Source organism: Lonsdalea britannica, from assembly GCF_003515985.1.
In the GTDB taxonomy this organism is placed as follows: domain Bacteria; phylum Pseudomonadota; class Gammaproteobacteria; order Enterobacterales; family Enterobacteriaceae; genus Lonsdalea; species Lonsdalea britannica.
Map to the genome: position 1 here is coordinate 2,438,490 of NZ_CP023009.1, position 21,269 is coordinate 2,459,758.

At 53.3% G+C, this 21,269-nt stretch carries 22 protein-coding genes and 1 pseudogene; 11 read left to right on the forward strand and 12 right to left on the reverse strand.

Translation table 11 applies throughout. The annotated features are described in order from the left end of the window. Window positions 1-28: 28 nt before the first annotated feature. The 6 genes from CKQ53_RS11160 to CKQ53_RS11185 form a co-directional block, all read right to left on the reverse strand. Window positions 29-553 carry a PadR family transcriptional regulator gene (locus CKQ53_RS11160; protein ID WP_162896350.1) on the reverse strand — a complete coding sequence of 175 codons (525 nt, stop codon included), beginning with the start codon at window positions 551-553 and terminating at the stop codon, window positions 29-31. 249 nt (window positions 554-802) lie between these two features. Beyond that, complete coding sequence (idi, locus tag CKQ53_RS11165) at window positions 803-1,369, reverse strand: isopentenyl-diphosphate Delta-isomerase (RefSeq protein WP_085651889.1); 567 nt, start codon at window positions 1,367-1,369, stop codon at window positions 803-805. Between the two features lie 52 nt (window positions 1,370-1,421). Beyond that, window positions 1,422-1,853: a PNPOx family protein gene (locus CKQ53_RS11170; protein WP_094117720.1), complete on the reverse strand. Its 432-nt coding sequence runs from the start codon at window positions 1,851-1,853 to the stop codon at window positions 1,422-1,424. A gap of 56 nt (window positions 1,854-1,909) precedes the next feature. Beyond that, entirely contained in the window at window positions 1,910-2,626 is a 717-nt protein-coding gene (locus CKQ53_RS11175; protein ID WP_094117721.1) for a DUF554 domain-containing protein, read from the reverse strand. Between the two features lie 46 nt (window positions 2,627-2,672). Next, window positions 2,673-3,257 carry a UbiX family flavin prenyltransferase gene (locus tag CKQ53_RS11180; RefSeq protein ID WP_094117722.1) on the reverse strand — a complete coding sequence of 195 codons (585 nt, stop codon included), beginning with the start codon at window positions 3,255-3,257 and terminating at the stop codon, window positions 2,673-2,675. A 9-nt stretch (window positions 3,258-3,266) separates the two neighbouring features. Continuing rightward, window positions 3,267-4,763, reverse strand: coding sequence for a UbiD family decarboxylase (locus CKQ53_RS11185; RefSeq protein ID WP_118894993.1), 1,497 nt, complete (start codon window positions 4,761-4,763; stop codon window positions 3,267-3,269). A 362-nt stretch (window positions 4,764-5,125) separates the two neighbouring features. Here CKQ53_RS11185 and CKQ53_RS11190 point away from each other — a divergent pair, with 362 nt between their 5' ends. Next, window positions 5,126-6,115, forward strand: coding sequence for a LysR family transcriptional regulator (locus CKQ53_RS11190; protein ID WP_118894995.1), 990 nt, complete (start codon window positions 5,126-5,128; stop codon window positions 6,113-6,115). Here CKQ53_RS11190 and yghX read toward each other — a convergent pair. Continuing rightward, window positions 6,087-6,974, reverse strand: coding sequence for a YghX family hydrolase (yghX, locus tag CKQ53_RS11195; RefSeq protein ID WP_085651883.1), 888 nt, complete (start codon window positions 6,972-6,974; stop codon window positions 6,087-6,089). The two genes, CKQ53_RS11190 and yghX, sit on opposite strands and share 29 nt — an antisense overlap. A gap of 322 nt (window positions 6,975-7,296) precedes the next feature. On the opposite strand from yghX, the gene CKQ53_RS11200 reads away from it, so the two are divergent. Further along, window positions 7,297-8,112 carry a Cof-type HAD-IIB family hydrolase gene (locus tag CKQ53_RS11200; protein ID WP_085651882.1) on the forward strand — a complete coding sequence of 272 codons (816 nt, stop codon included), beginning with the start codon at window positions 7,297-7,299 and terminating at the stop codon, window positions 8,110-8,112. Window positions 8,113-8,136: 24 nt separating this feature from the next. On the opposite strand, the gene umuC is transcribed toward CKQ53_RS11200, so the two are convergent. After that, a complete protein-coding gene (umuC, locus tag CKQ53_RS11205; RefSeq protein WP_085651881.1) occupies window positions 8,137-9,405 on the reverse strand; it encodes a translesion error-prone DNA polymerase V subunit UmuC in 1,269 nt (422 codons plus the stop codon). A 3-nt stretch (window positions 9,406-9,408) separates the two neighbouring features. Then, entirely contained in the window at window positions 9,409-9,837 is a 429-nt protein-coding gene (gene umuD / locus CKQ53_RS11210) for a translesion error-prone DNA polymerase V autoproteolytic subunit (RefSeq protein ID WP_085651880.1), read from the reverse strand. Between the two features lie 863 nt (window positions 9,838-10,700). Here umuD and CKQ53_RS11215 point away from each other — a divergent pair. Next, complete coding sequence (locus CKQ53_RS11215) at window positions 10,701-11,138, forward strand: hypothetical protein (protein ID WP_094117724.1); 438 nt, start codon at window positions 10,701-10,703, stop codon at window positions 11,136-11,138. Between the two features lie 102 nt (window positions 11,139-11,240). On the opposite strand, the gene CKQ53_RS11220 is transcribed toward CKQ53_RS11215, so the two are convergent. Then, the gene (locus CKQ53_RS11220) at window positions 11,241-11,627 is read right to left on the reverse strand and encodes a winged helix-turn-helix transcriptional regulator (protein WP_094117725.1); all 387 of its coding nucleotides are present in this window, start codon (window positions 11,625-11,627) and stop codon (window positions 11,241-11,243) included. Window positions 11,628-11,784: 157 nt separating this feature from the next. Between CKQ53_RS11220 and CKQ53_RS11225 the strand changes: the two genes are divergently transcribed. After that, window positions 11,785-12,642, forward strand: a complete 858-nt coding sequence (locus tag CKQ53_RS11225; RefSeq protein WP_094117726.1) for an SDR family oxidoreductase — start codon at window positions 11,785-11,787, stop codon at window positions 12,640-12,642. 1,258 nt (window positions 12,643-13,900) lie between these two features. Further along, the gene (locus CKQ53_RS11230; protein ID WP_094117727.1) at window positions 13,901-14,902 is read left to right on the forward strand and encodes an alcohol dehydrogenase catalytic domain-containing protein; all 1,002 of its coding nucleotides are present in this window, start codon (window positions 13,901-13,903) and stop codon (window positions 14,900-14,902) included. A gap of 193 nt (window positions 14,903-15,095) precedes the next feature. On the opposite strand, the gene CKQ53_RS11235 is transcribed toward CKQ53_RS11230, so the two are convergent. After that, window positions 15,096-15,458: a VOC family protein gene (locus CKQ53_RS11235; protein ID WP_094117728.1), complete on the reverse strand. Its 363-nt coding sequence runs from the start codon at window positions 15,456-15,458 to the stop codon at window positions 15,096-15,098. Window positions 15,459-15,518: 60 nt separating this feature from the next. On the opposite strand from CKQ53_RS11235, the gene CKQ53_RS11240 reads away from it, so the two are divergent. From CKQ53_RS11240 to CKQ53_RS11250, 3 genes are all read left to right on the forward strand, one after another. Further along, window positions 15,519-16,232, forward strand: a complete 714-nt coding sequence (locus CKQ53_RS11240; RefSeq protein ID WP_094117729.1) for a helix-turn-helix transcriptional regulator — start codon at window positions 15,519-15,521, stop codon at window positions 16,230-16,232. Between the two features lie 251 nt (window positions 16,233-16,483). Next, window positions 16,484-17,604, forward strand: a protein-coding gene (locus CKQ53_RS11245) for an IS3 family transposase (RefSeq protein ID WP_100053503.1) whose coding sequence is annotated in 2 segments (ribosomal slippage) — window positions 16,484-16,742 and window positions 16,742-17,604 — 1,122 coding nt in all. Because the reading frame shifts where the segments join, the coding sequence is not laid out codon by codon here. A gap of 80 nt (window positions 17,605-17,684) precedes the next feature. Beyond that, window positions 17,685-18,284 carry a Vat family streptogramin A O-acetyltransferase gene (locus tag CKQ53_RS11250; RefSeq protein WP_420844239.1) on the forward strand — a complete coding sequence of 200 codons (600 nt, stop codon included), beginning with the start codon at window positions 17,685-17,687 and terminating at the stop codon, window positions 18,282-18,284. 572 nt (window positions 18,285-18,856) lie between these two features. Here CKQ53_RS11250 and CKQ53_RS18435 read toward each other — a convergent pair. Continuing rightward, window positions 18,857-19,030 (reverse strand): hypothetical protein, encoded by a 174-nt coding sequence (locus CKQ53_RS18435; protein ID WP_162896351.1) that lies wholly within the window; start codon window positions 19,028-19,030, stop codon window positions 18,857-18,859. A gap of 347 nt (window positions 19,031-19,377) precedes the next feature. On the opposite strand from CKQ53_RS18435, the gene CKQ53_RS11255 reads away from it, so the two are divergent. From CKQ53_RS11255 to CKQ53_RS18755, 3 genes and pseudogenes are all read left to right on the forward strand, one after another. Next, window positions 19,378-20,346, forward strand: coding sequence for a hypothetical protein (locus CKQ53_RS11255; RefSeq protein ID WP_094117731.1), 969 nt, complete (start codon window positions 19,378-19,380; stop codon window positions 20,344-20,346). Window positions 20,347-20,355: 9 nt separating this feature from the next. Then, window positions 20,356-21,069, forward strand: a complete 714-nt coding sequence (locus CKQ53_RS11260) for an ABC transporter ATP-binding protein (protein WP_094108521.1) — start codon at window positions 20,356-20,358, stop codon at window positions 21,067-21,069. Then, window positions 21,056-21,262 (forward strand): annotated as a pseudogene (locus CKQ53_RS18755) (ABC transporter permease); the annotation flags it as partial. The gene CKQ53_RS11260 and the pseudogene CKQ53_RS18755, both read left to right, overlap by 14 nt. Window positions 21,263-21,269 lie beyond the last annotated feature (7 nt).

A 21,269-nucleotide genomic window follows, 5' to 3' on the forward strand; every position in this document is an offset into this window, starting at 1 on the left:
CATTCGCTAAGTTAAAAGCAGCTCGGCATCAACGTGAGTCAATCGTCCGCGCTGCGGTTTCAATGGCATCCCTTATTTGTTTAACTTCATCCGAGCTCAGGTCTCTGTGGTGTAATTTTTTTCTTATACAGCTCTTCAAATTTTCAAGCGCATCGTCGATGCTCTGAATCCTCTGGGGATTATGAGTTAAAACCAGCGCTTTTAACTTTCCTAGCGTTGTCAGCAAATTCACATTTTGCTTATCAAGATATTTCTTACCTTTCAGCGTGATGGCGAACTGTTTCTTGCCGTTATCTGCTTCATGCACGGTGGCCAGTCCTTCCGCCTCCAGCGAGGACAAAAGCGGATATATCACCCCCGGGCTGGGGACATAGGCGCCCTGGGAGTAGTCCTCCATCGAACGAATAATTTCATAGCCATGAGTCGGGTTAATACGGGTCAGATATAAAATTAGCAGAATCAGCTCCTGCCGATTGAACACCTTCGTTCGTTTACATGATCGTTGCGGGCGTTTCTCGCTGACACCGTCTTGGTGAGACGTCGAATTTTTCATGCTCATTTTGCGCGAAAATTATTCAGTTTTTGCTGTCTTGCTAAGATATATCTTGGGGGAAATAAGCGTCAATACGCGCCGTGACATCGGGGCGTAATGAAGTGAAAGCGGCGTGTTTGTTTGTATGTCCAATCGTTTCTTTGCCCCGGCGAGCGCGTATTTATCGCTTGTAAAACGCGCTGCCGCAGGACGATAACCCAAACGCGAGTGTCGACAAATCGCCTTTCACTCACGCTGTGCTGACGGTGATTATGCCGGCGTCGTCAGCGAAGCGACGAACGCCAACAGGCGGCGTCGAATCGCCGGATGCGCGAGCTGTTGCACCATCCACGGGCTGAACGCCCACGGGGTTTTGGTCGCGGCGTCGATCAGGTCGCTCAGATCCACCCAGCGGTAGTCGAGCACTTCATCGGCGCGCGGCGCGAGGTCGCTGGCGAGAACCGCCATAAACACCGGGCAATACTCATTCTCCACAATGCCGGAGGCGCTGGTGACGCAGTAGCTGAATTCGTCATCCACCAACGTGATCCGCGCCACGTCCGCGCCCAGCTCGTAGCGACAGCGGCGACTGACCGCATCTTCCCGTTTTTCATTCAACTGAGGATGACCGCACACCGAGTTGGTCCAGACGCCGGGCCACGCCTTTTTACCCAAGGCGCGGCGTGTGGTCAGAAACTTGCCGTCGGAGGTGAACAAATAGCTGGAAAAGCCCAGATGCAGGGGCGTGTTATGGGTATGCACCACGCTTTTGTCCATCGTACCGATGGGATTTCTGTCGGCGTCCAGCAACACGACGTGTTCCGGTGGGGTAGTCATAGGCTTCCTCAAGACTTCTGGTATTCATACTGTCGGCGGTCAGGCGGCGGGGTCATTCCCGCGACCAATGCTCCTTCGCGCCAAACAGGGTAGCATTGTCGGTAAACTTTATCGTCTGCAGCGCCAGCCGCCAAACTTCCGTCAGGGGTTTCAGGCGGGCAATGGGATGGCGGGCCACGTAGAGGCTGAGCGCGTCGCGCCGTTCGCTCCCGGAGAGTAGGCTGACCGAGGCCAGATATTGAATGCCGCAGATGTCGCGAATTTTTTCAGGCTGGCCGCTGATGGTGCCGCTGACCTGTCCGCCGGACGCCATCGCGCCGCCGTGGCGCGTACTGCTGCTGGACAGGACGATCAGGCTGGCATTGGCGGCATCGAACGCATAGAAACAGCTGGCGCTCCACAGGCCGTCTTCGTCCAGCGTCGTCAGCGACAACACATGATGATGTTCAATAAACGTCGCGGCGGAAGTCGGTAATGGTTGCATCTTTCGTCTCTTTATTCGTGGACCCGGTCATCGACACCGGGCCCGCAGGTCATACATCAGGCGATGTAGGTAGACCATAGATGGGAGAGCGGCATGACCAGAAACAGTCCCGGTAGCATATTGGCGACGGGAAACAGCTTGATGCCGCTGATCCTTAACCCGGTTGCCAGCATGATGAGCCCGCCGGCGGCGGAGAAGTCCGCCATCATATCGGGCGTTGTCAGCGGCAGGATCATCGCGGCTAGCATCGCCAGCCCAAGCTGAATGAGCAGCTGCGGGATCGCGATAGTGATGACAGCATACCCCAATAGCGTAGCGAAGATGGCCGAAGTAAACAGATCCAGCGCCGTCTTGATGTACAGAATCGATGGGTCGCCGGTCATGCCTTCGTGCATGGCGCCGAAAATCCCGGTGCCGCTGGCGCAGAACAGCACCAGGATCGCGACGAATTTATCCGTGAATTCGGTGTGGGAGATGCCTTCCACGGCGGGGAAAATGCGGTCGATCAGCCCACGCGTGGTGCCCGCCGCTTTCCCAATGCCTTTTTCGATGTACAACAGCTCGCCCAGAATGGCGCCGAGGATCATGGCCAGCACGACGGCGGGCATGAATTTCACCTTGATGATCAGCATGATCCCAAGGCCCACGGAGCACAGGCCGAACGTCAGGGGCAAGGCGGTTCTAATTCTCTCGGGAAGCCGCGTGCTGATGAGCGCGCCGAGCAGGCCGCCGACCACGATAGCCGCGCCGTTCACATAAGGTCCGATTAGCATTTCTCGTTATCCTTGTTATTTTTTTCAGTTTTATGCCGTAGCACGTCTACGGCCTGGTGTTGACTGAATTGTCTCCCCAGCGGGGCAATGTGTTGACCTCAAGACCAAACAAATCGAGCGCGCGTCCCACGCTGTGGGTGATGATGTCATCCGGCGTCTGCGGGCGTTGGTACAGCGCCGGGACGGGCGGAAAGATAATGCCGCCCATTTCCGTCACCTGCTGCATATTGCGCAGGTGCCCCAGATTCAGGGGCGTTTCCCGCGCCATCAGCACCAGCTGACGGCGCTCTTTGAGCACGACGTCCGCGGCGCGCGTCAGCAGATTATCCGTCAGACAGTGGGCAATGGCGGCCAGCGATCGCATGGAGCAGGGCGCGACCAGCATGCCCAGCGTCTTGAACGATCCGCTGGAAATCGACGCGCCGAGATTTTTACACTCGTGTACCACATCTGCCAGCGCAATCACCGCTTCTATCCTGTAGTCAGTTTCCAGGGCGCAGGTTTTTTCTGCGCCCGCGGAGACCACCAGATGAACCTCCACATCCTGTGCTTTCAACAGCTCAAGCGCCTTCACGCCATATTGAAAGCCCGATGCGCCGCTGATGCCTACGATAATACGTCGGGTGGTCATCTTGCCCCCTTATTCGAAGTCTGGCAGGAAGCGTTTAACGTCGACCTCTTGGAACTTCGAACGCTCGAAGTGCGGTTTGAGGGCGAACGGCACGGTACAGTCGAAAATGGTCTTACAGGACATGCCTTCCTGCAAAATCGACGGGCTGTATTCGGGCACCTGCGACGGGTCCAGCGGATGGCAGCGTACGCCGGGGATGAAGACGGTATCGACATCGCCCTGATAGCGGGTCTGCATCGCCCACATCACATCGTCGCTGTCGAAGATATCGACGTCTTCGTCCACCAGAATCACGTGCTTCAATTCCGGAAACGCGGAAAATGCCAGCAGCGCAGCCTGACGCTGGCGACCTTCGTCCACCGGCGAGGATTTTTTGAACTGCATCACCGCCAGCAGCTTGCCGCCGCCCGCCGAGTGAGCGAACACATTCAGCAGCTTGCCCGGCATCGCCCGGTTGACCATGTCCAGAATGCTGGCTTCGGTAGGAATCCCCGCCATGTTGACGTGTTCTTCGCCGGGACCGACGGTGGTGCGCCAGATCGGATGGTGACGATGGGTGACGGCTTTCACCTTAATCACCGGCAGCGCGGCTTTGGCCCCGCCGGTGTAGCCTGGGAATTCCGGCATGGCTTTCCCGGTGTCGGTATTCTGGTCTTCACGGACGCGCACATCCGGCAGCAGCTCGCCTTCGATGACGATTTCGGCGTGGCCGATAGCGTATTCGTTGATGGTTTTACATTTCACCAGCTCGACGGCATGGCCGCGCAGCGCCCCGGCGACGCTCAGTTCGTCAAAGCCGAGCGGCGTTGTCGGCGGCTCGAAGCAGGCGGCGATTTCAATGGCTGGATCGACGCCGATGCTGACGGAGATGGGCAACGGCTTGCCCGCCGCTTCCGCTTTCTGGCGGAAGGCATCGATATGACGGCCGGGCGTCAGCCACATGGATAGCTCGTCGCGGCTCTGCACGCAGAGGCGGTGAATGGTAATGTCGGATTCGCCGGTATCGGGATCGGAGGCGTAGCACAGTCCCATGGTGACGTAAGGACCGGCGTCTTCGGCGGTGTTGGTCGGCGCGGGAAGCAGGGTGCGCAGGTCAAAACCGGCGTCGCTCGCCAGATGAACCACTTCCTGACACACAGCGTTGTCATCATGGACTCTGACCGGTGAAATGGGATGCTGGACCGAGTCTTTCAGCAGGTGTCCCAAACGTTCCGGCTCGCAACCGAGGAAGTGACCGACGCGTTTGCGGGAGCCGTTGAGGCCGATCGCTACGCTGACATTATCGAACCCTTTAATGTTGTTGAAGATCATGACCGGGCCGTTTTTGCGCGTCGGCCGCATACAGGTGCCGCCCGCGCCAACATAGCGATAAACGCCGGACAGTTCGGCCTGAGGATCGACTTCTACGTCGGTAGAGACCAGTTCGCCCGGCAGCGTTTTCAGTAACGCCAGCGCGGAACGCAGATCGTGGACCTGATTTTCCGGCTTATTTTTAACGTGAGACATAATGACGCTCCTTATGGAAAGGCAATCTATTGGCTGGGAAAAATATATGACTGCGTTACCGTCCCGACAAATACCATTTAAGTAGTAGCGCTCATATCAAAGCGATCTACCTCACTCACGCTCAATATTTATTTGCCGGATGAATTCGAAGTGTGATGTCAATAATACGGACATCAGGCAAGCAGGAATATCTTCATTTGATGCGATGTAACATGCCGGCAACAATTAAATCACGGCTATCCGAGCGGCCTTATCTATTCATGACAATTGCGATCCCGCTACAAAATCGAACGATTCCATTTATGATAAGCTGAACTCTATGGTCGCATGGTCGGTATTCCTGTCCGTATGAAGAGGCTAGTATGGATCTGAAAAGACTCAAGTATTTTTGTAAGGTGGTGGAAGAGGGTTCCATTAGCCAGGCCGCGAGGCAGCTCAATATGGCGCAGCCGCCGTTAAGCAAACGGATTCATGAACTGGAAGAGGAATTAAACGTCTCCCTTTTTGTACGGACGGCAAAAAAAATTGAGCCCACGGAAGCCGGCTTTTATCTGTATAAAAAATCCTGCGAAATATTGCGATTGATTGAAAATACCTCGCGTGAAACCATTTCCATTGCCAATAAAGAAAATAAAGTATTAAAGATCGGTCTGTCGCATTTGTTTCAATGTTATTTCAAACCGCTGTTTTTAGAATTACATCGACGTAATCCGGCGGTGATATTAAATATTTCCGTTTCAGATTCCAGTCATCTCGAACAGTCGCTTAACGACGGCTTAATTGATATTGCGCTGATCCAAAAACCTTATCACTGCAAAGGATTCGCCTGCCTGGCGTTTGACCCCGTGCGGCTGGTAGCGGTCGTCAACAAGGCGCTGCTACCGGAAAAACCAGAGGGGCCTTTCCCTTATCTCGATGTGGGCCGCTGGCCGCTGCTGTTATTGCATCGGGCGCGCGATCCCGGCACCTATGAAAGCCTGCTGGATCACTTTCGCAAGGGCGGCGTCGATCCGGAGGTGATGATGCATGTGACTCAACCCGGCGTCATTCTCGACTGGCTGGAATCCGGTCTGGAAGCCGCGACGCTGTTGCCCTCATCGGAAGTGGACCGCGACCGGCTGCGGCACTGCCACGTCATCGACGTTTTTCCGTCGCCGCAGGTTTTTTTCCCCGCGATGGTCAAAATGTCCGCCACGCCTCATATGCAGGAACTGATGGAGATTATTCAGGACGGTTATCCGTTCACTGAGGGGGCTGGGCCCGCGAGGAAATGCGTTGGGAAGAAAGCGTCGACGCCGTATCACCGACGTCGACGGACAACACTCAGGCTAGATAACGGCGGAACCAGGTAAGGGTTCTCTCCCAGGCGAGATCGGCTGCGGCCTTGTCGTAGCGCGGCGTGGAGTCATTATGGAAACCGTGATTAACTCCGGGATAGATGTGGCCTTCATAGGTTTTATTATTCGCCTTGAGCGCTTCCTCATAGGCGGGCCACCCCTCGTTGATCCGCGTATCCAGCTCGGCGTAGTGGATCAGCAGCGGCGCTTTGATGCGGGGCACGTCTTCGACTTTCGGCTGGCGGCCGTAAAAAGGCACGGCTGCCGCCAGCTCCGGGTAGGCCACGGCGGCGGCATTCGCCACGCCACCGCCATAGCAGAAGCCGGTGATCCCGACCTTGCCGGTAGTGCGCTCGTCCTCTAGCAGAAATTCCACGGCGGCGAAGAAGTCGTTCATCAGCTTGGTCGGGTCGACCTGCTGCTGGAGTTCGCGACCCTTGTCGTCGTTGCCGGGATAGCCGCCGACGGAGCTGAGTCCATCCGGCGCCAGCGCGATAAAGCCCGCCTTGGCGACGCGACGTGCGACATCTTCGATATACGGGTTCAGACCGCGGTTTTCATGGGCGACCACCACGGCCGGCAGCTTGCCTTTCGCTCCCGCAGGGAGAACCAGATAGCCGCGCACTTTGCCGTGACCATTGGGAGAAGGGTAGGTGATATAGGACGGGGAAATGGTCGGATCGGTAAACTCCACCTGCTGTGCCAGCGCATAGTTGGGGCTCATCAAACCAAGCAAGGCGACCGCCGTTAGGCCGCCGACGGTGTATTTCGCGGCTTTCTCCAGGAACTGGCGTTTGGTGATCTTGCCGTGTGCATAGTAGTCATACAGTTCGAGCAGCTCCGGCGGAAAATCTTTTGCGGTAAGACGGGTCATTCATGCGCTCCTTCTGTCCATGTTTTGAACTTTAATTTAACAGAAGGTTAACGGATGTCGAGAGTGCCGACGCCGCGCTTTTTCTTCGTCAAATCACGCTTCAACCCCTCACCAAGCCCGGTATCCAAGGGGAACGACGCGCGGCGACTCCTGGTTAACAAGGTGTAAAGATTTGAAAAGCTTTTTCACCGTTCAGTCGTGCCTGTCACCCCTTCAACAGGCCGTCGCGTCCGGTTCTGCACCCTGTCTGGCCGATTGCGTGTAGAGGGGTTTTGTATACACTAAACCCGCAGTGATACCTTTCTATCCGGGGACGTGATGTATGATAAAAATGATTGCAGTTGATATGGACGGTACGTTTCTCAACAACGATAAGCAGTTCAACAAAACCCGATTTTCCAGGCAGTACGCGCAGCTGAAACAAGACGACATTCGGTTCGTCGTCGCCAGCGGTAATCAGTACTATCAGCTCCTCTCTTTCTTCCCCGACATTCGCGACGAAATTGCCTTCGTGGCCGAAAACGGCGCGTATGTGGTCACCGACGGCCAACCGATTTTCTGCGGCGAACTCGCGCCTGCGGATGTACGTAAGGTGATTGAGGTGCTGTCCGCGATCCCCTACATCCAGTTCGTGGTTTGCGGCAAAGACAGCGCCTATGTTTATGCGTCTTCCACCGATGATTTCCTGCAACTGATTGGCAAACACTATTACCGCATCGAACAGCGTGACGACTTTGACGGCCTGACGGACACGATCTTCAAGTTCTCGCTTAGCGTGCCGGACGATCAGATCCCCGCGTTGATGGAGCACATTGGACATGCGTTGGACGGCATCGTCAAACCGGTGTCCAGCGGATTCGGTTTTGTCGATCTGATTATTCCTGGCGTCCATAAAGCCCATGGGATCGCGCTGTTGCAGCAACGCTGGCAGATCGGGAATGACGAAGTGGTGGCGATCGGCGACAGCGGCAACGACGAGGAAATGCTACGGCAGGCGGGATTCGGCGTGGCGATGGCGAATGCTCAGCCTAAAATCCGCGAAGTGGCGAAGTACCATACCGAAAGCAACCAAGAAGAAGGCGCGCTCAATGTCATCGAACGGGTATTAACCCGCAGCGCGCCGTTCGACCCGCAGTAATCGCTTCCCTGTGAAGAAGCCCGTCTAGGCAATTTTGGCGACGGGCAGCTCACTCCAGCGCGTCGTGTAGGCGGGAGACAGCATCTCTCTTTTCATCTGCCACGTCGGAGAGATGCCCTGACCGGCAAACCAGACTTTGCTCGATCCTTCGTGGTTAATTTTATCGATAACGTTCATCAGCGCCGTGCTGTTGGCCCGGGGCGGATTGTCATCAAAGAGATGCAGCTGGGTGCGGTGCAGCGGTGAGAAATCGTTGAGCATGACGCCGGCTTTCATGTAACGGGGCCCGTCCTTCCAGATTCTTTCCAGACCGCGCACGGCGGCGGCCACGATATCCCGCGTATCTTGCGTGCCCGACAGCAGCTGTTCGCTGGCGCTGTTGGCATAGAAGATCTCATTGTGCGCGTGGGGCGACGACCGTATGAAGATGGCGACCTGCCGGCAGAGTTGTTTCTCCGCGCGCAGCTTTTCCGCGGCGCGTTCCGCATAGCGGCAGACGGCCTGATGCATCTCCTCCTGACGGGTGATGCGGACGCCAAAAGAGCGGCTGCAGACAATGTGCTCTTTCGTCGGCGTCTCCTCCTCAAACTCAATGCAGGGTTCGCCGCGCAGTTCTCGGACGGTACGTTCCATCACTACGCTGAAGTGCTTGCGGATAAACGACGTCGGCGAGCGTGCCAGATCGAGCGCGGTCGTGATACCCAGCGTATGCAGCCGGCGCGTTGTTCTTCTGCCGACGCCCCAGACATCTTCCACCGGCGTGAGCGACATCAGTTTTTGTAGCCGAATCGGGTGTGTGAGCGCGACGATGCCGCCGGTCGCGGGGTAGCGCTTGGCGGCATGGTTGCACAGCTTGGCCAGCGTTTTCGTTTTCGCCATGCCCACGCCGACGGTCAGGCCCGTGGTGGCGTAGACGGCTTCTCTGACCTGTCGGCCGAACTGTTCAAACGACAAGGTGACATCAATCCCCGTGATATCCATCCACGCTTCATCGATGCTGTAGATCTCGACGCGCGGCGCCAGCGCTTCGAGCGTGGTCATGACTCTGGCGCTGAGATCGGCATAGAGCGCATAGTTCGAGGTGAAGACGGCGACCTGCTGTTCCCGGAGCCGCTGACGCATCTGGAAGTAGGGCATCGCCATCGGAATTCCCAGCCGCTTGGCTTCCGCGTTGCGCGCGATCACACAGCCGTCGTTATTGGACAGCACCACCACCGGTTTGCCTTTCAGGTCGGGGCGAAACACGGTTTCGCAGGAGGCGTAAAACGCATTGACGTCGGCCAGCGCAAACATACATTACCTCTGCAGACTGTGAATGATGTGCGCCACGACGCCGAAGATCTCCAGCGCATCGGGATCGGGGTAGAGCGGGGCATAGGCCGGATTCATGGGCAGCAGCGCCAGGCGGGGTTTCAGCGCCAGCGTCTTCACCGTGAACTCTCCGTCGATTGCCGCGATGATCACATCGCCATGAGAGGCGGTGATCGACCGGTCAACGACCAGCAGATCGCCGTCGTGTATACCGACATCCACCATGGATTCGCCGCTGGCGCGCACAAAATAGGTCGCGCTGGGGTGTTTGATCAGCAGTTCATTCAAATCCAGCGACTTTTCGACATAGTCCTGTGCCGGAGAAGGAAAGCCCGCCGCACAATGGTCGCTGAATAAGGGAAGACTTATTTTAGGGGAATCCAACCGTGGAAGGATCAAACGGTATGAACGCATGAAAGCCTCTTTAACTGGTTTTTTATACAGTATAATCACACCACTAGCGGCTTGTGTAGAGCGGATTTTTCTTTATTCAGCGCGATGCTGATTTAAAAAGATTTTTATTTCGACGGACGAAAAGCGGGAGCGGGATATCGTCACTGCCGGTGTATTCACCGAGAGGTTATATGATCCTGCTAAGTGGAAAATAAAACTGTAACATTATTTGGGCGTCACCGTCATGGACGGTCTAAATAACTCTCTTCACTTCTTTTTAATAAAAAAACCATGCTTCGGCGATGCTGAAAAAGAGACCAGCATGCCGACTTTTCGAGCATGAGTGAATCATGGAATCATGCGTTTGGGGGGTTACCGAATGCTTGAATATTGGTGGTTTTTGGCTCTTTTAACAGGTATTTTACTACCGGATGTGGAAGTCTTAGCGCGTTTTCCGTTTTGATTTCCGAGGATGCGCGCACTCTTTTTGACAGAAGAATAAAACCTCTCGCATTTAATAAACGCGCATCTTTAACATGAGCCTTCTATGCATTAATTAATCAACTATGTAGCATGGCTAACTATTACCTTGGGTTGACTATATCGTGCGTCGATTCCTGGATGAAAAATCGTGGTCTTTTCATCACGTTTTATCCGTGAATAAAAAACGGCCTCCTGCGGTTCGGCCACATGATGGCGATATGGGGGGGATGTGAGGTGGAGGAAATTAAGTCGTTAAGGCCGACCTTATTATTATTGGGCGAGGGAATGACATTGCCAATAAATGATTAGCCTCCTCGCGTTGTGTCATTGAACATCCTACCGATAAATGGAACAATCCCGACCACCAAGGCAGGCGTTCGCCGCTAAATAGAGGAAGAAACATGCGAAAAATACATTGGATGGCGTTGATTCTGGGATTGTTCATGACGACGGCTGTCTGTGCCGCCACCGATACTCCGCGTCCGCCGGTCGGCGACAATGTGGTGGCCTATAGTGGCGAGCAGGGCGTAAAAGTCTGGACCTTACGTTATGGCGAACGAGCCGCCAATCAGGCGCTAGTGCAGATCGACGGCATCGATCACGACTGGAAAATGCGCATCCAGAAAATGGATGTGGAAAAAACCAATAAAGATACGCGCTACTCGACGCAGGTCGACGGAAAAAAATTCGTCGTGCTGATTATTCACAGCGGTTATGGGGAACTGTATCTGCCCGGCGAAGCACAGGAAACCATGGTCGGATATGACGATACGCTGTCGCAATCCGGCAACGCGCAGTACTTCCTGACGGATTACCTACAGCAGGATAACCCGCAGTAACTCGCAGGGGGCGCTACCGTCAGACAGGCGTAGCGCCATCGCCGTTTACCCTTCCTTCGAACGTTCTTTGCAACATCCCCGCTGAAGTCAAAACCTCAGCCGCTATTGCCCCGCCTGCATAATTTTCGGCAAGTTCAGCTCAATCCAATCCGCCAACTGAATCACGCGCTCGTAGACCTCGCGGCCGAGTGGTGTGAGCGAGTACTCCGTATGTGGGGGAACCACGGGCAACATGTTGCGGTGTACGAAACCATCCCGCTCAAACATCTGCAGCGTCTGGGACAGCATCTTTTCGCTGATACCGCTGATCTTTCTGCGTAGCTCGCTGAAACGCAACGTGTCTTCGTCCAGGGCAATCAGCACAAGAATGCCCCAGCGGCTGGCGATATGTTGCAGTACATCCCGTGACGGGCAGTTGGCATCCAGCAACTTACCGTAGCGAATTTCTTCATGATGGGGGCCGAGTTCACGGCTGTTTTGGGTACGCATCACATTTTCCTGATAAAAACCAAACTTACCAAAAGGTAAGTACTTACTAAAAGAGAGTGTATCCTTTATAGTCTCCCGCGTCTACGAAGTGAATATCGATACAGTGGGGGCATGACGGGAGTCTTCGCGTGCCCTACAACCCTAAACGGAGGTCATTATGATTGCAGTAACCGGTGCGACAGGTCAGTTAGGTCGTCTTGTCATTGACGCATTGCTGAAAAAAGTTCCCGCTGATCAGATCATTGCCGCAGTTCGTAACCCGTCGAAAGCGCAGGATTTGGCCGAGCGTGGCGTACTCGTTCGTCAGGCGGATTACAGCCAGCCGGCGACCCTGGCCACGGCATTCCAGGGCGTTGATAAACTGCTGCTGATTTCCTCGAGTGAAGTGGGGCAGCGCACCGCGCAGCACCGTGCGGTGATTGACGCCGCCAAGGCGGCAGAAGTCGGGCTGATCGCCTATACCAGCCTGCTGCATACGGATACCTCGCCGCTGATGTTGGGTGAAGAACACCGCCAGACGGAAGCCGCACTGAAAGCCTCCGGCGTGCCTTTCGTCTTGCTGCGCAATGGCTGGTATACCGAAAACTATGCCGCCAGCATTGCTCCGGCTTTGGCGCACGACGCCTATATCGGCGCGGCGCGTGAAGGTCGCATCGCATCGGCGACGCGGGGGGACTACGCGAGTGCGGCGGCCGCCGTTTTGCTGCTGGACGATCAGGCAGGGAAAGTCTACGAACTGGCGGGCGACGATAGCTATACGCTGGCGGAGTTTGCGGCGGAGATCTCCAGTCAGTCGGGAAAAACCATCGCCTATGTCGATCTGCCGGTCGCAGAGTTTGCCAATGCGCTGAAGGGGGCGGGCTTACCGGATGGTCTGGCCGATGTGCTGGCTGACTCCGATGCGGGTGCCGCCGAAGGCGCGCTGTTTGATGACGGTAAAACGCTGAGCCGTCTTCTGGGACGCCCGACCGTGTCCTATCAAAAAGTGATCGCCGACACGCTGGCGTCGCTGTAATGCAAACGACCCCGCCTTCTCGTGGAGAAGCGCGGGGTCGTCCTCATAGCAACGGCAGTCGCCGCCGGACATCACTTTCTTCGACCCCAGTGCGGGTCGGTCTCGTGATTAAATGTGAGTGCCTAGCGCAATACAGCCCGTCAGCATCAATACGGCAGTCATGCCGCCCAACCCAAAAAGACCTTTCATCGAATCTCCAGTGCGTTTAATCAACGTGGATCTGAGCGCTCGCCGAATAACGTTCGCCTAAAATAAAGAGACACAGCCGGTCAACATTAATACCGACGTGATGCAGCTCAATAACAGTACACCTTTCATAACCTCTCCTTTCCCACATGAATGTCATCGTTAGAGTACGCCATAAAAATACCGTACTGTACGGTTCAATTTATGAACTGGCAGGACTAGACTGTCAAGCCAATGTAGGAGCCTATGCCACGCGTTGCTTAAAACCGGGCATGGTTCTGCTGCTTTTACTCTCATTCAGAGAACGCGGCGGGTGAGTGAACATAGAGGCGGTTGATGATATTTGACTGAATAGATTGAATAAAAATGACATTCGCAGGGCGGTAGTGACATGTCGGTAGATGTTGTCCGGTAAAAGAGTGATCTGAGTCATAAAAATCAGACGGGTGCAGACGTAGTATAGAAGGGTATATAACGATATATATCAAAAGGATAAAAAATGCTCTCAAGCGCCGTATCCTGCCCTCAATGATCATCACGCTTTCCTCCGTTCACACCCTTAACCAAGCTGCTATCGACTACCCACCGGCCAGGCCATGCGTCCGCTAGTGCCGGAGTGCGTCCTCCAGCGGCTAGCATTCTATGGTGAACAGACACGAACAGCCTTGCGCTGTGGTCGCGTGGAGGCACGGCGTTATCGTCTCCGTTTTGGTCTTCCTTTTCGGTGTCGCACAGGAGACATGGGATGTCTGACGCAACATCTTTGGCATTTTGCTGTCTCATAGCCAACTAACGTTATCGTGATCGCATTAGTAAAAAGATGCATCGTAGTATCACGGATAGGCCCGGGTGTGGGGGGAGTTGATACCATTCCCCTTTTAACCATGGATATGGAGCAGTTATCTGCATGGCCTTGATGCGGCCTGAGAGTGACCGCCGTCGCAAGAAAGACGTCGAGGTCGACGCGGTCAGCGGAGCTGGAAAATAAATGAAACGGACATCTCATCGTTATTGAGTTGGAGAGGGCGTTGACCCCTCGGCTACGACTAGACCTTTATCATGGAAAAGAAAGATGACGGATAAACAGCGCGAAGTGCTTCCTGAAACCTACCGGGCATGGACCTGGCATGACGGCACCGATCCTCACGATCTGAAACTCGAACGCATTCCCTTGCCGCGACCGGCGGCCGATCAGGTGTTGGTGCGCAACATTGTGATTGGCTTGAATCCGGTGGATTGGAAGGTACTGGGCGCGGAGAATCTGCGTTGGCAGCCCGGTAAAGTGCCTGGTGTCGACGGCGCGGGCGTCGTGGTGGCGGTGGGCGAGGACGTCTCCGACCGCTGGCTGGGCCAGCGCGTCGCTTATCACCAGAATTTGCAGTCTCCCGGCAGTTTTGCCGAGTTTGCGCCTGTCGATATGCGCGCACTGTTACGCCTGCCCCTGCAATTGGATTTCTCCATAGCAGCCAGCGTGCCATGTCCGGCGCTCACCGCGTGGCTGGCGCTGGATAAACTGCCGCCGCAGTCGGGCCAGCCGATATTGATTAGCGGCGCGGGCGGGTCCGTCGGGCACTATCTGGTGCAGTTGGCCGCCGCCTATGGATTCAACGTGACCGCCATGAGCCATGCCCGCCACTGGGAACGGCTGAGGACGCTGGGCGCGCAGGATTGCGTCGCGAGCGAGCTGGCGGACGATCCCGACTGGACGAGTGAGGATGCGGGCTTCTTTGCCATCATCGACAGCGTAAGCGCCGACCATGCCGAGCGCTTGTCCCCGATGCTGCAAGCGAACGGTCATCTGGTCTGCATTCAGGATCGCGTTGCGAACTGGCCATGCGCCCCGTTTGGGCGGGCAATCTCCCTGCATGAGGTGGCGCTGGGCGCGCTGCATCAATTCGGTGACGAAGCGGCCTGGGCGCGGCTGACGGCGGCGGGCGAACTGCTGCTGATCGACCTGGCGGAAGAGCGGCTGCAGGCAGAGTCTCGGGTGGTCCGTGATTTCTCCGAGTTGCCGCTGCTGCTGGACGAACTGCGCCACCGCTCATTTTCCGGCAAGCCGCTGGTGCGGGTGTGATCCTGTACTGAGGAAAAGACAGACCCATTCAGCCATTGTGTTGAGTTCAGTGAACATCGACGGCATTACTGATTGCCCTAAGCGTCAGCAACAATTGCTGACGCCGAATCCCCTAAATCACGCGCTTTACGTTGTAAGTGGGGTAAAGCGCGCTGTTCGGCGCAAAGGGGGAGATCTGAGCCTCTTCATCTCATCAATCTGGAATACAGACTCTGAGGCGATGCCCGTCGGGGTCAAGTGCCACAAATGTTTTACCGAATACCGCCTGTTTGGGTTCCTGTTCAATTTGAACGCCGAAGGTCATCCATCGCTGGTATAGCTCATCGACCACCTGGATGTTTTCAACCATAAAACTGATTTCCGTTCGGTTACCCTCTCCACATGATGCAAAATCATGCGCGTTTGTTGACCACAATCCCAGGTTAAGGCCATTGTCGAAAGAGAAAGCAGCCCAGGTGGGAAGCACAACGTCTGGCTCTTTATCAAATAATGTTTGATAAAACTTGCTGCTTATCGGCGGGTTAGAAACATAAAGAATAAACAAATTAGGTATCATTGCGAGTACGTCTCCTTAATCTCACAGAGACATCACTATGGCAGGGAGCAATGACAATTTATGTCAGTATCCGGACCCAAGCGCGCCGAGCGCCTATTGAGTCTCTTGCAAATTCTGCATCGACATCGCTATCCAGTCAGTGGCAGCAGACTAGCTGAAGAACTTTCAGTCAGCCTTCGCACACTTTATCGTGATATTGCATCGCTACGTTCGCAGGGAGCCGATATTCAAGGGGAAGCGGGCACAGGATATATCCTCTCTTCGGGTTACCTTTTACCACCCATGATGTTCACGCCTGAGCAACTGGATGCGCTGGCGTTAGGCCTGCGCTGGGTCTCTGTTTACGGTGATGAGGATATTGCAAACGCTGCCTCGGAGGTTGCCGGGAAAGTCATACAAAGCATACCGCCGCAACTGCACGCTATATTCGAAAACTCGACGTTGCTGGTTGGAAAGGCCGATTCCATTAAAAAAGACCATCAGAATATGATTCCGCTGCGAAGTGCTATCAGGAGAAGATTAAAAGTCCAAGCGCGCTATAAAGACCGTTTGGGTAATGATACTGAAAGAATTCTATGGCCTTTTGCATTGGGTTACTTTTCAGGCGAAGTTATCCTCGCAGCCTGGTGTGAAATGCGTGATGATTTTCGTCATTTCAATGTGGAACAATTACGTTCTCTTAAACTTCTTGATGCGGGTTATCCTTATTCTCGGCAAAAGTTACTCAGCATGTGGCGTATCGCAAAGCGAGATATTCTTGATGAAATGGGCTGAGCTGAGGTGCAACTCCAAACGACAGAACGTTTATCTGACTTAAACAGAAAGTCTATTTTTGATCATGGTAGCCTTTGGGAACTATTTTTAGGGAGAAGATCAGATGTCACTGGGGATGCTGAAAAATCGCATAGAGTGGTCTGATTAGCTGACCTTAATCAGAAGCCAGTTAAACAATTTTGACCTGCTCCCCGTTGATTAACACACCGCGATGTTAGTAATGTCTTCATAAGCCACATGAGGACATCCCCATGAAGAAGCGTTTTTCCGACGAACAGATCATCAGTATTCTCCGCGAGGCCGAAGCCGGAGTTTCTGCCCGTGAGCTCTGCCGTAAGCACGCCATTTCCGATGCCACGTTTTACACCTGGCGCAAGAAGTTTGGCGGCATGGAAGTCCCTGAAGTGAAGCGGCTCAAGTCGCTTGAAGAGGAGAACGCCCGCCTCAAGAAGCTGCTCGCTGAAGCCATGCTGGATAAGGAGGCGCTTCAGGTGGCTCTTGCCCGAAAGTTCTGACGACAGACCAGAAGCGGGAAGCAGTGGAAGTCATGTGTGAGGCCGCAGGTCTGTCGCAACGTCGTGCCTGCAGGCTGGCAGGTTTGTCCCTGTCGACTTGCCGTTATTCGGCTCAGCGTCCGGCTGCTGACGCGCAGCTGTCTCTACACATCACAGAGCTGGCACTTGAGCGCCGCCGCTTTGGTTACCGGCGCATCTGGCAACTACTGCGTCGGGAGGGCCTTCACGTCAACCACAAGCGGGTATACCGCATCTATCATCTCAACGGCCTGAGTGTAAAGCGCAGGCGACGCCGCAAGGGGCTGGCGACTGAGCGGCTTCCGCTTATTCGCCCGGATGCGCCAAACCTGACATGGTCGATGGATTTTGTCATGGATGCACTTGCCAGCGGCCGCAGGATTAAGTGTCTGACCTGCGTGGATGATTTTACGAAGGAGTGTCTGACGATCACCACGGCATTCGGGATTACAGGCGTTCAGGTGACACGTATTCTGGACAGCATTGCGCTGTTTCGTGGCTATCCTGCAACGATAAGAACTGATCAGGGCCCGGAATTTACCTGCCACGCGCTCGATCAATGGGCCTTTGAACATGGTGTTGAGTTGCGCTTAATTCAGCCGGGCAAGCCAACGCAGAACGGATTTATTGAGAGTTTCAATGGCCGCTTTCGGGATGAATGTCTGAATGAACACTGGTTCAGCGATATTCTACATGCCCGGGAAATCATTAATGACTGGCGGCAGGATTATAACGAGTGTCGACCACATTCATCGCTGAATTACCTGACGCCGGCTGAATTTGCAGCGGGCTGGCGAAACGGGAAATATGAAGAAAAACCAACTGACATTACTAACTGAAGGTTGTATCTAATCCTGGGGGCAGGTCAATTTGAGTCGGAGGGCGAGTGCAAGGACCAGATCCAACAAATAAGCATCCCATGCAGGGATTTCCGCAGGTTTGTTTCATCAAAAATACGGTGACCAATCCAAATATTATTATTGGTGATTTCACCTATTACGATGATCCAGAAGACTCCGAGGATTTTGAACGCAATGTTCTCTACCACTTTCCTTTCATCGGCGACAAGCTGATTATCGGTAAGTTTTGCGCAATCGCAAAAGGCGTTCAATTCATCATGAATGGTGCAAATCACAAATTATCGGGTTTCTCTTCCTTCCCGTTTTATATTTTTGGGAATGGTTGGGAAAAGGCTACGCCACAGCCTGAAGATTTACCGTACAAAGGCGATACGATTATCGGGAACGATGTCTGGATAGGGTACAAAGCGCTTATCATGCCGGGTGTGAAGATTGGCGATGGCGCTATTATTTCCTCTATGGCTGTTGTCACTACAGACGTGCCCGCATATACCATTGTTGGTGGTAATCCTGCAAAAGTGATTAAGAAACGATTTTCAGATGAAATAGTCGCTGAGCTGGAGCAATTAGCGTGGTGGGACTGGTCTGTAGAAAAGATCACTAGGCACCTCACGGCAATAATGTCTAATGACATTAAAGCGCTTCGTACGTCCGAGTAATCTGAGCTGGCATGAGCGAGAGAATAACGTCGGCTCCTTTTGAAGTTCACCATGTGCCCTTTATTTTGGCTGCTATGTGCCAGGAGCGGACATTGCTGACTATGGAGAGCACAATCGACTGAACTGCTCCCTCCTTCGCCACCAGGCATCTCATTCGCTGAAGTGTCACTGACCATACGGCATCTACAAGTCATCACTAATCACTCGAACGATAAGCCCTAATGTACGGTGGTATAGGTAACAAGCCCCTGTAGAGGAACAAAAATACTGGACATAGCGCTTTAAATACAGTACCCGAAGCCTGCCTTTCTTCTCAGATAAGACATCATCCTTTCAACTTAACGTAAGTTATCTTTGCCTTTACATCATTTTTTCTAAAGATTTCGAAACTGATACCGTTAATTATATCTTACGTGTTGGATCTGCTGTGAGTTGGCAAAACTGCCTAAGCACAGTTGGCACTCCATACGCTCAGCTGTGAAGCGACTGGGTAATGCAGGCGGTGTGCCGCAAAGGAGTGACCACCACAAGTCCGTTCTTTAATGACTAAAGAGCTCTTCATTTCAGGAGATTTAAATGAACAAGCAGTTAGCTTCTCTTTCCCTACTGGTTGCAGCAATGCTAGCTTCACTTCCGGCTTTAGCCGCCACAAACTCTATCGTGAAAACAGAGACCGCAAGATAGATCACTGTTCTCTCTGATGGAAGCGGCTTGCCAGCAGCCACTGCATTTGGTCTGGTTTCCATAGATTTTCCGTCGGGTGCTCTTACAAAAACCAAAACCCTAACCAGCATCGCATACACTATCGCGGCATACCCTGCTGCAACGACTGATACTGTTGAGCTGTGCTATTACCGCCCGTATGCAACAACTCCATCACTGTGTAAAGCGGTAACCAGTGGGTCAACGGCGACCACCACAGATTTTAATAGCTTCCCGTTCGGTAACGGAGCTAGATTACGTATTAACCACACCACGACTGGTGCACGAGGTGCATCGCTTAAGCCTTCGCGCCAGGAAAGTGTCACTTATACCTACAGCTATTAATTACTAAACACCCATAACTTCTATCCAGGCTGGAGAGAATCAAACTATGAACGTCAACACCTCAACCAATGTTTATAGCTATGTACAGGATACATCTGGTAACGCGTCTAAAAAGACCAGCTCCCAGCCTGCCACTGGAAGCAGCACCACGACAGCTCAATCAAACTCATCAGCACAGTCTACGATAAGTGGACTGGGACTGATGATGACCCGCCTGTATGGAAACACAAACGCTCTCCCTGTAGTACAAACCCAGTTAACCACTGAAACACAGGACATGGATGCAGTAAACTTCCTGACCCTAGATGATCGCAATGTATTATCAGACCTTTATGCGCAGGCAAAGGATCAGGGAACTGATTTGCTCTATGTTGATGATTTAGCACGTGACTTAGGTAAGTACAGAAAGTTCGGTAGCGTATCCGGTAATTACAATACGGGGAATACATACGATGTGAGCGGGCGTAAGCAAACTATTGATTTCACTGCTAAGGATTCCGAGACTGCCTCCCGTATCCTGAACAGTGGTAATCTTTCCAGCTCCGTTCTTGATCCCGGATTCCTGAAGTTTGAGCTCAACTCCGGCTATTCGTTTGACCATGTCGCAAATTTTGATTATCTGGAATCGGTAGTTAACAATTCTGCGAGTAAGACAACTTCTAATGGACTGGGCCGGACCCCTGATTTCACCACTTATGTTAGTCAGGGACAGAATAACTACGTTGTGAATACCGCCAGCGAAGTGACGTTTAAAACTGATGAACCGGATGTTATCAGTAAAGATGGCGTTTTTTATGTTACAGAGACCGGTAAAAAGCACGGTTTTCGTCTAGAAGGTAACAATGTTTTGCAGGATGAAGGATTATCCATTAGTGATATTCAGTCTCAGACCGTCACAACGTTGCTGGACTATTATTTAAATGCAAACGAATCTGAGAACGTGAGCACTGATAAACCGACCACATTGTTCGACTATCTGTTCTCATCCAATATAGATAAAAAAATTCAGGAGTAAGAGCTCCTGATGCGTCTTCCTGAGCAACAGCTTCAAGATTTTATTTGTCTGTCGGGCATAACCCAAGTTTATCCTACAGGCACTTCATCACAGGTTGTGCTGCAAAACCTTTCGTTATCCATCCCGGTGGGACAGAGTTGTTCCATTACCGGACCATCAGGGTCCGGAAAAAGCACGCTTTTGAACATTATCGGATTACTGGATAAACCATTATCAGGCAAGGTCCTACTTGCCGGGGAAGACGTCTCCACCGCCTCAGATGATGTGCGGGCAAGAGCTCGTAATCAAATTATTGGTTTTGTTTTTCAGGGGTTCAATCTGTTATCTCGTCTAAACGCACTGGATAATGTCGCATTGCCACTGCTCTACAGAGGACTGCCAAAATCCATTGCCCGAGAGCAGGCTCAGCTACAACTCGATCGGGTGGGACTGGCTGAGAGACTTTATTATCGTCCTGCTGATTTATCGGGTGGGCAGCGCCAGCGTGTTGCTATTGCCCGCGCTCTGGTTGGCGAGCCGGCATTGTTGCTTGCCGATGAACCGACTGGAAATCTCGATCAAGACACAGCCAATGAGATCGTAGCGTTGCTCTTATCCCTGAATGAAACTGCTGGTACAACGCTTGTTATGGTTACGCATGACGAAAAGATGGCAGAACGGATGGAACGTCGTATCAGGATCGGCAATGGTCATATCGTTGAGGACACATATGCCGCACGATAGCACAGACGTGACAACTCCCCGTGATCTTCGTGGACGCTATGGTCCCTCCTGGTCTCACCTTTTTACAGAACCACTCGATAATCTACGTCTCTTAGGACGCCGGGCAGTGCTGGCATTGTCAGGTATTGCTGTTGGATGTATGGCGGTAGTGGTATTGCTGAATATCGGCTACAACGCCAGAGTTCAGGCGATGTGTAGTG